Raw genomic sequence first — 14,748 nt, forward strand, 5'->3', positions numbered from 1 at the left:
TCGCCCGTTTTTGCTTTCTGGCAGAATTCACTTTGGACCGGATGCAGTGGCAGGGGATATAATCAAAAAATATATATTAATAAGCAACCGTCGAGCTGCCTGACAGCAAGGGGGAGTCATGAGCAAGAAAAAACTGCAGGACATTCCGGTCAATGTCGTCGACGTGAAGGACGATGGCGAAGTCGAGGTCGTGAGCCTCTACGCCAAGCACCGCAAGCTTTATCCGCGCTGGGTCAATGGCCTCTTCAACAAATGGCGGATTTTCTTCGTGGTCGCCACGCAGCTGTTTTTCTATGGCATGCCCTGGCTGGAGCTGCATGGGCGTCAGGCACTGCTTTTTGATCTGGTTGAACGCAAGTTCTACATTTTTGGCCTGGTACTGCTGCCGCAGGATTTCATCTACCTCACCGCCCTGCTGCTGCTCTCGGCGCTTGGCCTGTTTGTCTGGACCGCCATCGGCGGACGGCTCTGGTGTGGCTACGCCTGTCCGCAAACCGTCTATACGGAAATGTTTCTCTGGATCGAGAAGTGGGTGGAGGGCGATCGCGCCGCCCGGATCAAGCTCGACAACGGCCCGAAAACCCTGCGCAAGATCCGCCTCAAGGCCGTCAAGCACACGCTCTGGCTGCTGCTGGCGCTGTGGACGGGCTTCACCTTTGTCGGTTTTTTCACGCCGATCCGCGAACTGGCCACCTCGGTCAGCGCATGGACGCTCGGCCCCTGGGAATTGTTCTGGATCCTGTTCTACGCCTTTGCCACCTATGGCAATGCCGGCTGGATGCGCGAGCAGGTCTGCAAGTACATGTGCCCGTACGCCCGCTTCCAGAGCGCGATGTTCGACAAGGATACGCTGATCATCAGCTACGATGCCGAACGTGGCGAAGCTCGCGGCAGTCGCAAGAAAGGCAGTGACTACAAGGCGCAAGGGCTGGGCGACTGCATTGACTGTACGATGTGCGTGCAGGTCTGTCCGGTGGGCATCGACATCCGCGACGGACTGCAATATGAATGCATAGGCTGTGCAGCCTGTATCGACGCCTGTGATGAAGTCATGGACAAGGTCGGCTATCCGCGCGGGCTGGTGCGCTACACCACCGAAAATGCATTGCAGCATTCCTACGCCGAGCAGGACATTCTCAAGCATCTGCGCCGGCCGCGCGTCATTTTGTACGCCACCATCCTGTTCGCCGTCTTTGCCGTCACCGCCGTATCGCTCGTCATGCGCAAGCCGGTGAAGGTCAATATCAACCGCGACCGCGTCGCGCTGGTGCGCGAGGTGCAAAGCGGCTGGCTGGAAAACACCTACCGCGTACAGATACAAAATGCGTCGGAAAAAACCCGCATCTTCGCCATCCGTGCCGAAGGACTGCCGGAACTGAAGACAGCCGCCGAGTACAATGGCCGCCTGCAGCTGGAACCTACCGAAACCGACGATGTCAGTGTGCGGGTCCAGGTTGCCCCCGAGCATGCCGGCCCGGGCAGCCATCCGATTTATTTCATCATCACGGCCGAAGATGACCCGGCCGTCAGCGTCAAGGAAAAGGCGACCTTCATCGGCCGCTGATCACTATGGAACACACCTCCGCCCCCTGGTACAAGCACAGCTTTGTCTGGTTGCTGATTTTGCTGCCACTGACTGCCGTGCTGGCCAGCATCCTGCTCATCTATCAGGCCGTCAGCACCAGCGATGGCCTGGTGGATGACGACTATTACAAATCCGGTCGGGAAATCAACAAGCAGTTTGACCGTGATCGCGCAGCAGCAGCGCTGGGCCTGCAGGCCCAGCTGGTGCTCTCGGAAGACGGCAAGACGCTGCGCATCCTGCTGGGGAAGCCGGTGGCTGGCCCGCTGCTGCTCAAACTGATGCATCCGACCCAGGCTGGCCGCGACCATGTGCTGGCACTGAAAGCACTAAGTCCCCAGCTCTGGGAGGCGCGGCTTGATCAGGCACTCGCCACACAGCGCTGGAAGGTCGAGCTGGGTGACGAGCAGCGCCATTGGCGCCTGCAGGGCAGCTGGCGCATGGATCGCGAAGAAAGCATCATTCTGCAGTCCACCACGCGCTAACTCCGCTCGACAGCACGTTCCCGGTTTGCAGATCCCCGTTTCAGTTCCCATTTGCAGCTCGCCAATTCCAGCTCGCCATTTCCAGACTGATTGACGCTGGCCGGCAATTGTCGGCCAGCGTCAACAGCCGGGGCCGGGTCGGCCGGGCAAACTTGCTGCGCTACTGGCCCTTGGTTAAGCTGCAGCCAGCGGTACTTGCTTGGAGTGGGCGGGTCGTTCACGGGCAAGACCAGGACGCACTCATGTCCCTCTGGTTGATCGTTCTGTGGCTGGGCCTCTTCTTTGCAGCAGTGTTCGCGATCGCCCATCGTGCCGAGCGCCAGCAGGACAAGCCCCTGCCGCTCGCCGTGTATGTATTGGCACTGTCCGTGTACTGCACCAGCTGGACGTTTTATGGAAGCATCGGCCGCGCCAGCGAAACCGGCTTTGGCTTCCTGCCGGTTTATCTTGGCCCGGTGCTGGTGTTTCTGCTGGCCTATCCGCTGCTGGCCAAGCTCCTGCGTGCCAGCAGGATGCAGCGCACCGGCTCGATCGCCGACCTGATTGCCACCCGGCATGGCAAGGATGCGCGTCTGGGAGCGGTGATCGCCGCCCTGGCTTTCCTTGCCCTGATTCCCTACCTGGCGCTGCAACTCAAGGCCATCAGCGAGGGCATGCTGCTGCTGCAAGGGCTGCCACCCGGCACGCGCAGCGGCGGCGGTGCGCTCGCGGCGTTTGCCGATCCGGCCTTCTGGATCACCCTGCTGATCGCCCTGCTGGTGCTCCTGTTTGGCGCGCAGCAAAGCAATGCCGGTCAGCATCGCGGCCTCATGCACGCGATCGCCGCCCAGGGACTGTTCAAGCTGCTGGTCTTCCTGCTGGCCGGCGTGATCATTCTCGCCACGCTGCGCGGACTGGCGTCGCCCGCCGACAGCCATGTGCTTCCCGCGCAATGGCAGGAGAAGCTGAAACCCTCGCACCTGCTGCAGGCCGATTTCTGGCTGCTCACCCTCCTGTCAGGCCTTGCCATCATCTGCCTGCCACGCCAGTTCCAGGTCACCTTTGTCGAAAACGCCGACCCGCAGCATCTGCGCGCCAGTCGCTGGCTGTTTCCGCTCTATCTGCTGTTGATCAACCTCTTCGTGCTGCCGCTGGCCATTGCCGGCACGCAAGTGTTTCAGGGGACGAGCGTCGAGCCCGACACCTATCTGCTGGCACTGCCACTCAGCCTTGGCCTGCAGGGGTTGGCCTTGCTGGTCTTTCTGGGGGGCGCAGCCGCGGCGCTGTCCATGCTGATCGTGGAAAGCATGGCACTGGCCAGCATGTGTTCGACGCACCTGATCCTGCCACTGCTGCTCAAGCGCCAGCTGGCGCGCACCGGCAGCAGCGGCGATCTGGCCAGCTGGCTCAAGCCGGTACGCTGCGCCTGCGTGCTGGCCGTGTTGCTGCTGGCCTATCTGTTTTACCGCGAAGTGGGCGCCGGCCAGACGCTGGTAGGCATCGGGCTGATGTCCTTTGTTGCCATCGCCCAGTTTGCCCCCGCCCTGCTGATCGGCTTGTACTGGACCGGCGGGCATCGCCATGGTGCGCTCGCAGGGATTGTCGCCGGTTTCGCTGTCTGGCTGTACACACTGATCCTGCCCGCCTTGATCCAGGCTGGCTGGTTCGACCCGGGACTGCTGAGCACCGGCCCCTGGGGTCTGGCCTGGCTGCGCCCGCAGACCCTGCTCGGTGTGCAGGGACTGGATCCAGCCGCGCATGCCACCTTGTTCAGCCTAACCATAAACATCACCCTGTATATCGTCACATCCCTTTGCAGCAAAGCCTCAGAGCTGGATACCCTGCAAGCCAATCAGCTGGTCAAGGAAATCAGGCTGCATGAAGCGCGTCAGGGCCGGCAGGGCAACCATTGCCGTAATCTGCTGGAGGAACTGGCCCACTTCATTCCCGCCGAGCAACTCACCCGTGCACAAGCCTGGTTTGTGCAGCGCCGGCATTCGCCGCTGGATCTGGACGGGCCTGTCGATGCACTGACTCGGCACTGGGCCGAGACACTGCTGGCCGGCGTGCTGGGCTCGGCCATGGCGCGCGTGGTGATCAGCAACTGCCTGGATATGCAGGAGGACGGCCAGCGCAAGGCCATGCTCTCCGAAGCATCACAAGCCATCCACGCCAACTGGGAGGCGCTGCGCACAACGCTGGACAATGTCGAGCAGGGCGTATGCATGTTTGATGCCCGCTACAGGCTGGTCGTCTGGAACGCCCGCTTTTTTGCCCTGATGAATTTTCCGCTGGAGCTGGAACGTGCGGGCAGCGAACTGGAAGATTTCGTGCGCCACGAAGCCGTGCGCGGCGGCCTGGGCGCCGGCAAGCCCGAGGCGCTGATCAGCCAGCGCATGCAGGAATTGACGCAATGCAGCGGGCCGCTGGCCGGTGTACGCACGCAAGCCGACGGGCGCATCATTGCCTGGCTGTGGCGGCCACTCCAGCAAGGTGGCCTGGTCGGCACCTTTACCGACATCACCGCGCAGCGCAAGGCCGCACAGTTGCTGGAAGAAAAGGTCCAGGAGCGCACGCAGGCACTGCTGGCCAGCGAAGCCAAACTGCGCGACTTTGCCGGCTCGGCCTCCGACTGGTTCTGGGAAACCGACGCCGAATTCCGCTTCAGCAGCGTTTCCGATCGCTTCTTCCAGACCGCTGGCGTCGAGCCCTCCGACGTCATCGGCAAGACGCGCTGGGAGCTCGCCGGCTATGCCGACCCCGACAGCCTGCCCGCACATCTGGCCGAGCACCGGCGCGCCATGCTGTGCGGCGAAACCATCCGCGATTTTGAATACCAGCTGCAGCGCAGCGACGGCAGGCTGCTGCACCTGCGGGTTTCCGGCAACCCCTACTTCGATCAGGACGGGCGCATGCTCGGCTATCGGGGCACCGGCGCCGACATCACCGACCTGATCCGCAGCCGCGAAGAGCTGCAGCGTACCGAGCGCATGGCGTCGCTGGGCGGGCTGGTGGCCGGGATCGCCCATGAAATCAATACCCCGCTGGGCGTGGGCGTGACCGCGATCAGCGTTGTGCGCGAAGAACTCGCGACCATTCTGGCAACCATGCGCGAGGGCCGGCTGGGCCGCCGCCAGCTCGAAGAATTCCTGCAGCTCGCCGAAGACAGCGTGCACGCCACCGAGCGCAATCTGGTGCGTGCGGTGGACCTGATCCGCAGTTTCAAGGAAATTGCCGTCGACCAGACCAGCGACGTCCGCCGCGAAATCCGCCTGGCCAGTTATCTGGATGAAATCGTCGCCAGCCTGATGCCGGCGCTCAGGCGTGGCCGGCACGGCATGCGCTGCGATTGCCCGCCGGGCATCCGCGTGCACACCTATCCCGGCGCACTGGCGCAAATCATCGGCAATCTGGTCAACAACAGCCTGCTGCACGGGTTTGGCGAGCAGGAAGGCGGACAGATCACGCTCTCGGTCAGCATCACCCCCAAGGGACTGCAATTCGATTATCGCGATGATGGCGCCGGTATCGGCCCCGACGTTGCCCGGCACATCTTCGAGCCCTTCTTCACCACACGACGTGGCAGTGGCGGCAGCGGGCTGGGGATGCACATCGTTTACAACCTCGTCACCGAGCAGTTGCGCGGCAGAATCGATGTGGTGCCAAGCCAGCATGGCGCACACCTGCGCTGGATACTGCCGCAAGAGGCCGTCAGGGAATAGTTGCATCGCCGGAGGCAGGCCAGGCCGGTATAATGCGTGGCCGCCCCGCCGAGATGCCCATGTCCCGTACCCCGCACACCACCCTCACCCTGCGCACGCTGCTGTTTCCGCTGGCGCTGGTGCTCTACGAATTTGCCACCTACATCGGCAACGACATGATCCTGCCGGGCATGCCGGCCGTGCTGGCCAATTTCGGCGCCGATCCGGGCCTGGCGCCCAGCAGCATGTCTGCCTATCTGGCAGGCGGCGTGGCCTTGCAATGGCTGCTCGGGCCGCTGTCGGATCGTATCGGCCGGCGTCCGGTCATGCTGGCCGGCGCCAGTTTTTTTGTCTTCAGCTGTCTGGCGATCCTGCTCAGCGGCAGCATGGCCAGCTTCCTGGTCTGGCGCTTCATCCAGGGTTTTGGCCTGTGCTATCTGGTCGCCGTCGGTTATGCCGCAATCCAGGAGTCTTTCGACGAGATCGCCGCCATCCGTGTCACCGCCATGATGGCCAATGTGGCGCTGATCTCGCCGCTGATCGGCCCGCTGGCCGGTGCCGTAGTCATCGAATACGCCAGCTGGCACTGGGTCTTCATCCTGATCGCCATGGTGGCCGCGCTGGGGCTCGCCGGGCTTTATTTCGCCATGCCGGAAACCTCCCCGCGCGTACAGAGCCCATTGCGTGTGGGCACGCTCTGGCAGGAATACCGCAGCATCCTCGGCAGTTGGCATTTTCTCAGCGGAGCACTGGCGCTGGCGGCAGCGGGCCTGCCCCTGCTGGCCTGGCTGGGACAGTCGCCGGTCATCCTGATGACCGATCGCCAGCTCTCGGCGCTGGCCTTCGGTTATTGGCAGATTCCAATCTTTGCCGGACTGATCACCGGCAATGTGCTGCTGGCCTGGCTGGTCAGCCGCATGCGCCTTGTGCGCCTGTTGTGGCTGGCCATGCCCTTCCTGCTGGGCGGGCTGGCGCTCGCCTTGCTGGCCTCGTTTGCATTTCCCGAGAGCATCGTCCTGCTGGTCGCTGGCTTCAGCGTATATGCACTGGGTTGCGGCATGGCCTCGGCCGGGCTGTATCGCCTGGTACTGTTTGCCAGCACCGCCAGCAAAGGGGCGGTGGCGGCCGCACTGGGGATGGTTACGCTGCTGAGCTACACCATGGGTATCGAGATTGCGCGACTGGCCTATATCGCCAGCGCCATGACCGGTTTCCTGCTGCTGACCGCCGCCAGCGGCATCGCGACCGTGTGGCTGCTGCGCCAGTTCCTGCGAGCCGGACAGCGCGCGCAGGAGGTGCCGGTGCCTGCCCCGCGCTGACCACCTGCGAAGTACTGGCCGGCGGCTTGCCCGGCACTGGCGCAAGGGCTCACAATCGCAGCACATTTCCTTGCCATGCGCATCATCCCGGGAGAACCATCATGCACGACACCATTACCCTGGCCGGCGGCTGCTTCTGGTGTATCGAGGCGGTATATCAGCGTATCCAAGGCGTGCATTCGCTGACATCCGGATACATGGGTGGGCATAGGCCAAACCCCAGCTATGAACAGGTATGCACCGGCGTATCCGGGCATGCCGAGGTCGTCCAGCTCGGCTTTGACAGCACACAGGTTTCGCTGGCAACGCTGCTTGACGTCTTTTTCACGATTCACGACCCGACCACGCTGAATCGGCAGGGCAATGATGTGGGCAGCCAGTACCGCTCGGGCATTTACTGGCACCGGCCCGAGCAGGAGACCGAGGTGCGTGCCGCCGTGGCGCGCTGGCAGGCCGAATTTGCCCAGCCCATTGTCACCGAGCTGTTGCCCGCCAGCCCCTTCTGGCCGGCCGAAGCCCATCATCAGGACTACTACCGGCAACATGCCTTCCAGCCCTATTGCGCGGTGGTCATCGCCCCAAAGCTGCAGAAACTGGCAGCGCATTTCCCGGCACACCTCGCGGGTGGGGCGGAAGACTGAGCGGCGCAGCGGCCAGCCCGGGCGTGGAAAACCGGGCAAGGCTGCACTGCGGCGCGCGCGCCAAACGCCGGGCGGGCTGTTTTGCGGCAGCCTGTTATAATTGCCGTTTTCCCTGATCCGGCTCCGTTTCATGTCACCGCGTCTTGCCCTGTTGCAGCCCTATCCGTTCCAGAAACTGCGCGAACTCTTTGCCGGCCTTGCACCTGCTGCTGGCCTTGCGCACATCAATTTGTCGATCGGCGAGCCCAAACACCCGACGCCGGAATTCATCAAGGACGCGCTGGTCGCCAATTTCGCCGGCCTGTCCGCCTACCCGGCCACGCAAGGTTCGGACGATTTGCGCCGCAGCATCAGCGACTGGATCGCGCAGCGCTACGGCATTGCCGCCCCCAATCCGGCGACCGAGGTCCTGCCGGTCAACGGCAGCCGTGAAGCACTGTTCGCCTTCGCACAAGCAGTCATCAATACCGGTGTGGCACACCAGCCGGTGGTGCTCTCGCCCAACCCCTTCTACCAGATCTATGAAGGCGCAGCATTGCTTGCCGGCGCCGAGCCCTGGTATGTGAACTGCACCGCCGAAACCGCCTTCCAGCCCGACTGGGACAGCGTCCCCGACGAGGTGTGGGCGCGTACGCAACTCGTGTACGTGTGCAGCCCCGGCAACCCGACCGGCGCGGTCGCCAAGCTGGCCGACTGGGAACGGCTGTTTGCCCTGTCTGATCGCTACGGCTTTGTCATCGCCAGCGACGAGTGCTATTCGGAAATCTACTTTGGCGACGAAAAGCCGCTGGGCGGTCTGGAAGCCGCTGCCAAGCTTGGCCGCAGCAACGAGAGGCTGGTGATGTTTTCCTCGCTGTCCAAGCGCTCCAACGTCCCGGGCCTGCGCTCCGGTTTTGTCGCCGGTGACGCAAAGCTCCTCGAACAATTCCTGCTGTATCGCACCTACCACGGTTGCGCGATGAGTCCGACCGTGCAGGCGGCCAGCGCTGCGGCCTGGCGCGACGAGGTGCATGTCGCCGACAATCGCGCGCAGTACACGGCCAAATTCGCAGCCGTGACCGCCAAACTGGCCACCGTGCTCGATGTCTCGCTACCCGATGCCGCCTTCTACCTGTGGGCGAAAGTGCCGGGTGGTGACGATCTGGCCTTTGCGAAGCGGCTGTTCAGCGAAGCGCACATTACCGTGCTGCCGGGCTCTTTCCTGGCCCGCGAGGCGCATGGCGTGAATCCGGGCGCAGGCTATATCCGCATTGCCCTGGTCGCGCCGCTGGCCGAATGCGTCGCGGGTGCCGAGCGCATTGTGGCGCTCTGCCAGGCGGATGTCGCCCTCAGCAATTAAGCCATGTATCTGGCTACAGCCCATGTACATCATGGGCTGTAGCCAGATACCCATCTTCATCTTGAAACCACGCCTCACAAGGACCGTGCCATGAGCAATCTGCAGCAAGTCATCGAAACCGCGTTTGAAAACCGCGCCGACATCAACCCGGGCAATGTGTCGCCGGAACTGCGCGACGCCATCAACGAAGTCATCAACGGCCTGGACAAGGGACAATACCGCGTTGCCGAAAAGCTCGACGGCAACTGGCACACGCACCAGTGGCTGAAGAAGGCCGTGCTGCTGTCCTTCCGCATCAATGACAATGTCGTAATGGCCGGTGGCTGCACGCAGTATTTCGACAAGGTGCCGTCAAAGTTCGCCGATTACACCGAGGCCGATTTCCGCGCCGGCGGTTTCCGCGTGGTGCCCAATGCCATCGCCCGCCGCGGCTCCTACATTGCCAAGAACGTCGTGCTGATGCCGTCCTATGTCAACATCGGCGCCTTTGTCGATGAAGGCACCATGGTCGACACCTGGGCGACCGTGGGCTCCTGCGCACAGATCGGCAAGAACGTGCATCTCTCCGGCGGCGTCGGCATCGGCGGCGTACTCGAGCCGCTGCAGGCCGGCCCGACCATCATTGAAGACAACTGCTTCATCGGCGCCCGCTCGGAAGTCGTCGAAGGCGTGATCGTCGAGGAAGGCTCGGTAATCTCGATGGGCGTGTACATCGGCCAGTCCACCCGCATCTACGACCGCGAAACCGGCGAAGTGAGCTACGGTCGCATCCCGGCCGGCTCGGTGGTGGTCTCCGGCAACCTGCCGTCCGCTGATGGCAGCTACAGCCTCTACTGCGCCGTGATCGTGAAGAAGGTTGACGCCAAGACCCGCAGCAAGGTCGGCATCAACGAACTGCTGCGCGGCATTTAAGCAGCAATAGGTATATGGCCACAGCCCTTTTCATAAAAGGGCTGCAAGGCAATACCCAAAGGCCCGGCCATGCGCCGGGCCTTGTTTTTGCCCAAGGTGCCGGCACGCGCGACGCATAAAAAAAACCCGGGTCGCCAAGCGAACCGGGTTACCAACTACATCTACAAAGGAGAAACTAATCAGAACACCACGACGGCATCCCAACGTAGGTAATTTACCTTACAAGGCAAATTTTGTCAAACGGATCAATGCATTAACGTTTGCTAATGCCCTGCAGTTGCCTGGCGGCCACCCGCTTGCGCCGCGGAGGTATAATGCGCGGCATTGCCAATCCGTGTGTGCCGCCATGTACCTGCCCGACCCGCGCCAATATCCCCGCGTCAACCCCAGCAATCCGGTCATCCGTGCCCTGATGAGCTTTCTTACCGAGAAGGATGCCGCACTGCGTGCCGGCAAACGCCAGCAACTGGCGGATCTGCTCGACGAACTGCTGCTCAGCCGTGACCATCCCGCCCTGAATGCCGCGCTGACTCAAGCACCCTCGCAGGATGCCTGGTTAAGCCTGTGGGATCTGCTGCTGGAACGCGTCGAAGGCCCGGCCAGCACCGGCGCGGCCGCCCTGCCCTTTGCCATTCCGCTGATACTGGTTGCCGGCAGCAAGAACGACATCACGCTGGCCGACCACCTCGATGCCAATGCCGTGCAGGCCATCCTGCGCGAGCAGGGTCTCTTGCGCGCCGATGCGGTGATTACCCTGTCCGGGGCACTGGTGCACGCCGACACGCTGGCCGCCATCAATCCTGCCCAGCTGCGCCAGTGGCGCGACAACCATGACGCCAGCCAGCCGCTGCCGGCTGATTTGCCCGCCACCGCGCTGACTTTCAAGAACGAAGGGGTCTTTCTGCGCTACCTGGTCGGCGTGGTACGCCAGGAGGCCGGTGCCGAACCTGCGCTGCGTCTGGGTGGTCAGGTCGGCAACTGGGCCAATGCGCTTGCCAAGCTGGTGGGGGACACGCTGGCGCAGGACGGCCTGACGCTGTTTCCGATTCCGCGGGCACCGCAGGGCCTGCTCGCCGCCCAGGATGGCGCGCGCCAGACCCAGCTGGAAATCCGCCTGCAGGTTGCCGCCAGCAACGCCTTGCGCAGCATCCGCAGCAAGGGACGCACACCGGTGGTCTGCATCGCCAGCCACGAGCCGGCGGAAGTGCGCATCAGCTTTTCGGCGCAAGAAGACAGCGAACGCTGGGAAGGCTATGTCTGGCCACTGGCGCCGGGCGACCGCGTCGAAGCCATCCAGCAGTATGCGCTCGAGCTGTTCCAGGAATGCCAGGTCAGCGATGTGCGCCTGATCGAGGGCGTACAGCCGGACAAGGACGTTGACGGCCTGCCCTTCTTCGTCACCGCACACAACGCCGCACAATCACTGCAATAAGCCGCCGGAGCCCGAGCATGAGTTACTTCAAATACCACGTTTTTTTCTGTCAGAACCAGCGCGCCGAGGGCGAATCCTGCTGCAACAATTGCGGGGCAAGCACGATGCAGGCCTATGCCAAGGATCGTGTGAAGGCCCTCGGCCTCAACGGCACGGGCAAGGTGCGCGTCAACAAGGCTGGCTGCCTGGATCGTTGCGACGATGGCCCGGTGCTGGTGATTTACCCGGAAGAAACCTGGTACACCTATGTGGACAAGGATGACATCGACGAAATCATCGACCGTCACCTCGTCAAGGGTGAAGTCGTCGAGCGGCTGAAGGTGTAGGCATGAGTGGCGTTCGCAAGGCTCCCAGTTTCGAACTGATCCACATCCACGGCCCGGCCGGTCTGCTGGAATGCCAGCGCCTGCCCTCCGCGCTGGACGCGACGGTCGGCATCGCGCTGGTGGCGCACCCCAACCCGACCGAGGGTGGCACCTTCAACAACAAGATCGTGCACACGCTGGCCAAGACGCTCTCGCGCATGGGCTATGTGGCGTACTGCCCGAATCTGCGCGGCGTGGGCAAATCCGAGGGCACGCACAGCCGTGGCGAATTCGAACCGGATGACATGGCTGCCGTGCTGGCACATGCGCGCGCGGAACATCCGCAGCTGCAGCGCCTGACGCTGGCCGGCTTCTCCTTCGGTACGCTGGTGCAAAGCCGGCTGCGCCAGCGCCTGGCCGATCAGGAAGTAGAGAGCATGATTCTGGTCGGCCCGGCAATCAGCCGCTACGACTTCCCTGCGGTGCCGGCCGACACCCTGGTCATCCATGGCGAAGAAGACGAAGTGATCGCGCTCCAGGCCGTGCTGGACTGGGCGCGACCACAGGATCTGCCAGTGGTCGTGACGCCCGGCGTCGGCCACTTCTTCCATGGCAAGCTGCCACTGCTGGCAGATCTGGTGAGCCGTTTCTGGCGGCCCTGAGCACCGACCGATGAATCTGCTGGCGGCGCACTTCCCCGATTGGCTGCTGTGGCTGGGCAACGGGCTTGCCATCGTGCTGCTGCTGCGTGCGGCCTTGCAGATTCCCTGGTTTGCCCTGTCGCAGGCAGCGCTGACCGGCTGGTTCGGCGCCACCACGCTGATCCTGCTGCTCTGGCAGCTGCGCACCGGCATCATGCCCGGCGTGAGTTTTCACCTGCTGGGCGCCAGCGCGCTGGCGCTGATTGCCGGTGCGCCGCGCGCCATGCTCGGCATGGCCGTCATCGTGCTGGCAGACACAAGCCAGGGGCATGGCGATTTTGCCGCGGCGGGCTTGAGCTGGCTGCTGAGCGCCTGGCTGCCCATCCTGCTGACCAGCACGGCGCTCAGGCTGGCCGTGCGCCATCTGCCCCAGCATTTTTTCATTTATATCTTTGTCAACTGCTTTGCCGTCAGCGCACTGGGCATGTGGCTGGCTGGTCTGGCCACCTGCAGCCTGCTGACACTGGTGGCGGCACATCCCGGCAGCGACCTTTTTGCGGAGCAGTTTCCCTTCTATTTTCTGCTTGGTTTTCCCGAGGCCTTTACCACCGGACTCAACCTGACCATGCTGGTGATCTGGCGGCCGCAATGGGTTGTCACATTCTCGGACGCCATGTATCTGCACCGGAAGTAAGCGCGCCAGCCACACGCAAGCCCGGGATACAGGCAGCGCACAACAGATCATGCCATTTGCTTGCCCAAAAGCCCCAAGATGCCTACATTGCAGAGCAGAGCCACGGGGAGTTTCATGAACAGTATTCGGCAGCACCTGAACATTTTGCTTGTCTGCGTCGTGACCGCAGCGCTGACACTTTCAGGAGCGGTGACTTACTGGCGGGCCGAGCGCGATCTGCGCAGCCAGATGAACCTGTCCATCCAGTCGCTGCAAAACCGCCTGCAGACGGTGCTGCCCAACCTGATCTGGAATTTCGACGACGAGCAGCTGGCCAAGGTGCTCGACGCCGAAATGAGCCTGCCCTACGTCAGCAGCATCGAGGTCTACAACAACGATGAAATCCTTGCCGGTCGCATCAAGACCGGAGGCCAGATCACCCCGACCCAGCGCAAGACCCCCAGCCAGGATGGCAACACCATCACGTTTCCGGTTTTTTATGCCGGCAATCCCCAGCCACTGGGCAAGGTGAGCGTCAACATCACCGATGCACCGGTTCAGGCCGCCCTGGGTCAGCAGATCGTCGAGCGCATCGTGGAAATCATTCTGCTCGACATCCTGCTGCTGCTGGCGCTCAGCCACACGGTCAGCATTGCCATCATGCGCCCGCTCAACCAGCTGCGTGATCGCCTCAATCAGGCTGCCGAACAGAAAGACCACATCCAGGACCTGCAAGACATCCGCTATGCCGAATTCGCCGACGTCATGACCGGCTTCAACCGCATCGCGCAGCGGCTGATGGCCGACATCTCCGAGCGCAGCCACGCCGAAGCGGAAATGCGCCAGGCCAAGGACAACGCCGAAACAGCCTACCGGCAGCTGAAAGACGCCCAGAATTCGCTGGTGCAGTCCGAGAAAATGGCTTCGCTGGGCAATCTGGTCGCCGGGGTCGCTCACGAAATCAATACCCCCGTTGGCGTCATCGTCACCTCGGCGTCGGTGCTCGTCGATGAAACGCGCAATTTCCGCCTGGCACTGGAAAGCAATGCGCTGAAAAAATCCGAAGTGATCCAGTACGGCAGCGTGGCCGAACAATCGGCCAACCTGATTCTCGCCAATGCCGAACGGGCGGCGCAACTGATCCAGAGTTTCAAGCGCGTCGCCGTCGACCAGACTTCCGAAGCCCGGCGCGAATTTGATCTGCGCGACTATCTGGAAGAAATCATCACCAGTCTCAAGCCCACACTGAAGCATTCGGCCATCCAGATCAGCAGCAATTGCCCGCAAGGCATACGCATGGACAGCTACCCGGGCGCGCTGTCGCAGATCATCACCAACTTTCTCACCAATGCGATGGCGCACGCCTTCGAACCGGGACAGACCGGGCATATCCGCATTGCAGCCGAAGAAGAAGGCAATATGGTCACGCTGTCGTTCAGCGATGACGGCAAGGGCATCCCGGCCGAATTGCTGCCGCGCATTTTCGACCCCTTCTTTACGACCAAACGCGGCAGCGGCGGCAGCGGACTGGGGCTCAACATTGTCTACAATCTGGTCACGCAGACACTGGGCGGGAATATCTTCGTCAATTCCCAGTCCGGCATGGGCACGAGTTTCGTCGTGTGCATCCCCAAGATGGGTCCTCAGCTCGACAGCGGCGCGGGTGAATAAGCGGCGGCCTGGATCGCAGCGCTGATGCCCGCCTCGACCGCTTAGGGTATCCTTGCCGGTTTTGCGCC

At 62.6% G+C, this 14,748-nt stretch carries 12 protein-coding genes; all 12 read left to right on the plus strand.

All coding sequences use genetic code 11. The annotated features are described in order from the left end of the window. Nucleotides 1-118 precede the first annotated feature (118 nt). The 12 genes from ccoG (at nt 119) to C515_RS0109140 (ending at nt 14,680) form a co-directional block, all read left to right on the plus strand. Nucleotides 119-1,564, plus strand: coding sequence for a cytochrome c oxidase accessory protein CcoG (ccoG, locus tag C515_RS0109085; protein ID WP_028455272.1), 1,446 nt, complete (start codon nt 119-121; stop codon nt 1,562-1,564). A gap of 5 nt (nt 1,565-1,569) precedes the next feature. Then, nucleotides 1,570-2,067 carry a FixH family protein gene (locus C515_RS20365; protein WP_043648864.1) on the plus strand — a complete coding sequence of 166 codons (498 nt, stop codon included), beginning with the start codon at nt 1,570-1,572 and terminating at the stop codon, nt 2,065-2,067. A gap of 242 nt (nt 2,068-2,309) precedes the next feature. Then, nucleotides 2,310-5,768 carry a PAS-domain containing protein gene (locus C515_RS0109095; protein WP_028455273.1) on the plus strand — a complete coding sequence of 1,153 codons (3,459 nt, stop codon included), beginning with the start codon at nt 2,310-2,312 and terminating at the stop codon, nt 5,766-5,768. Between the two features lie 59 nt (nt 5,769-5,827). Beyond that, a complete protein-coding gene (locus tag C515_RS0109100) occupies nt 5,828-7,066 on the plus strand; it encodes an MdfA family multidrug efflux MFS transporter (protein ID WP_144290410.1) in 1,239 nt (412 codons plus the stop codon). 101 nt (nt 7,067-7,167) lie between these two features. Further along, on the plus strand, nt 7,168-7,707 hold the full coding sequence (msrA, locus tag C515_RS0109105) for a peptide-methionine (S)-S-oxide reductase MsrA (protein ID WP_043648867.1): 540 nt from the start codon (nt 7,168-7,170) through the stop codon (nt 7,705-7,707). A 130-nt stretch (nt 7,708-7,837) separates the two neighbouring features. After that, nucleotides 7,838-9,046 carry a succinyldiaminopimelate transaminase gene (gene dapC, locus C515_RS0109110; RefSeq protein WP_028455276.1) on the plus strand — a complete coding sequence of 403 codons (1,209 nt, stop codon included), beginning with the start codon at nt 7,838-7,840 and terminating at the stop codon, nt 9,044-9,046. Between the two features lie 90 nt (nt 9,047-9,136). Continuing rightward, nucleotides 9,137-9,958: a 2,3,4,5-tetrahydropyridine-2,6-dicarboxylate N-succinyltransferase gene (gene dapD, locus C515_RS0109115; protein ID WP_028455277.1), complete on the plus strand. Its 822-nt coding sequence runs from the start codon at nt 9,137-9,139 to the stop codon at nt 9,956-9,958. 346 nt (nt 9,959-10,304) lie between these two features. Next, nucleotides 10,305-11,390, plus strand: a complete 1,086-nt coding sequence (locus C515_RS0109120) for a hypothetical protein (protein WP_043648870.1) — start codon at nt 10,305-10,307, stop codon at nt 11,388-11,390. 17 nt (nt 11,391-11,407) lie between these two features. Then, nucleotides 11,408-11,716 (plus strand): (2Fe-2S) ferredoxin domain-containing protein, encoded by a 309-nt coding sequence (locus C515_RS0109125; RefSeq protein WP_028455279.1) that lies wholly within the window; start codon nt 11,408-11,410, stop codon nt 11,714-11,716. 2 nt (nt 11,717-11,718) lie between these two features. Continuing rightward, nucleotides 11,719-12,357 (plus strand): alpha/beta hydrolase, encoded by a 639-nt coding sequence (locus C515_RS0109130; protein ID WP_028455280.1) that lies wholly within the window; start codon nt 11,719-11,721, stop codon nt 12,355-12,357. A 10-nt stretch (nt 12,358-12,367) separates the two neighbouring features. Further along, nucleotides 12,368-13,030 (plus strand): energy-coupling factor ABC transporter permease, encoded by a 663-nt coding sequence (locus C515_RS0109135; RefSeq protein ID WP_028455281.1) that lies wholly within the window; start codon nt 12,368-12,370, stop codon nt 13,028-13,030. Between the two features lie 114 nt (nt 13,031-13,144). Beyond that, nucleotides 13,145-14,680, plus strand: a complete 1,536-nt coding sequence (locus tag C515_RS0109140; protein ID WP_028455282.1) for a sensor histidine kinase — start codon at nt 13,145-13,147, stop codon at nt 14,678-14,680. Nucleotides 14,681-14,748 lie beyond the last annotated feature (68 nt).

This window comes from Chitinilyticum litopenaei DSM 21440, assembly GCF_000428145.1.
Lineage (GTDB): Bacteria > Pseudomonadota > Gammaproteobacteria > Burkholderiales > Chitinibacteraceae > Chitinilyticum > Chitinilyticum litopenaei.

Excerpts from the sequence above, each read along its gene's own strand:
- ccoG (WP_028455272.1), top strand. The coding sequence starts at position 119 with ATGAGCAAGAAAAAACTGCAGGACATTCCGGTCAATGTCGTCGACGTG.
- C515_RS20365 (WP_043648864.1), top strand. The coding sequence starts at position 1,570 with ATGGAACACACCTCCGCCCCCTGGTACAAGCACAGCTTTGTCTGGTTG.
- C515_RS0109095 (WP_028455273.1), top strand. The coding sequence starts at position 2,310 with ATGTCCCTCTGGTTGATCGTTCTGTGGCTGGGCCTCTTCTTTGCAGCA.
- C515_RS0109100 (WP_144290410.1), top strand. The coding sequence starts at position 5,828 with ATGTCCCGTACCCCGCACACCACCCTCACCCTGCGCACGCTGCTGTTT.
- msrA (WP_043648867.1), top strand. The coding sequence starts at position 7,168 with ATGCACGACACCATTACCCTGGCCGGCGGCTGCTTCTGGTGTATCGAG.
- dapC (WP_028455276.1), top strand. The coding sequence starts at position 7,838 with ATGTCACCGCGTCTTGCCCTGTTGCAGCCCTATCCGTTCCAGAAACTG.
- dapD (WP_028455277.1), top strand. The coding sequence starts at position 9,137 with ATGAGCAATCTGCAGCAAGTCATCGAAACCGCGTTTGAAAACCGCGCC.
- C515_RS0109120 (WP_043648870.1), top strand. The coding sequence starts at position 10,305 with ATGTACCTGCCCGACCCGCGCCAATATCCCCGCGTCAACCCCAGCAAT.
- C515_RS0109125 (WP_028455279.1), top strand. The coding sequence starts at position 11,408 with ATGAGTTACTTCAAATACCACGTTTTTTTCTGTCAGAACCAGCGCGCC.
- C515_RS0109130 (WP_028455280.1), top strand. The coding sequence starts at position 11,719 with ATGAGTGGCGTTCGCAAGGCTCCCAGTTTCGAACTGATCCACATCCAC.
- C515_RS0109135 (WP_028455281.1), top strand. The coding sequence starts at position 12,368 with ATGAATCTGCTGGCGGCGCACTTCCCCGATTGGCTGCTGTGGCTGGGC.
- C515_RS0109140 (WP_028455282.1), top strand. The coding sequence starts at position 13,145 with ATGAACAGTATTCGGCAGCACCTGAACATTTTGCTTGTCTGCGTCGTG.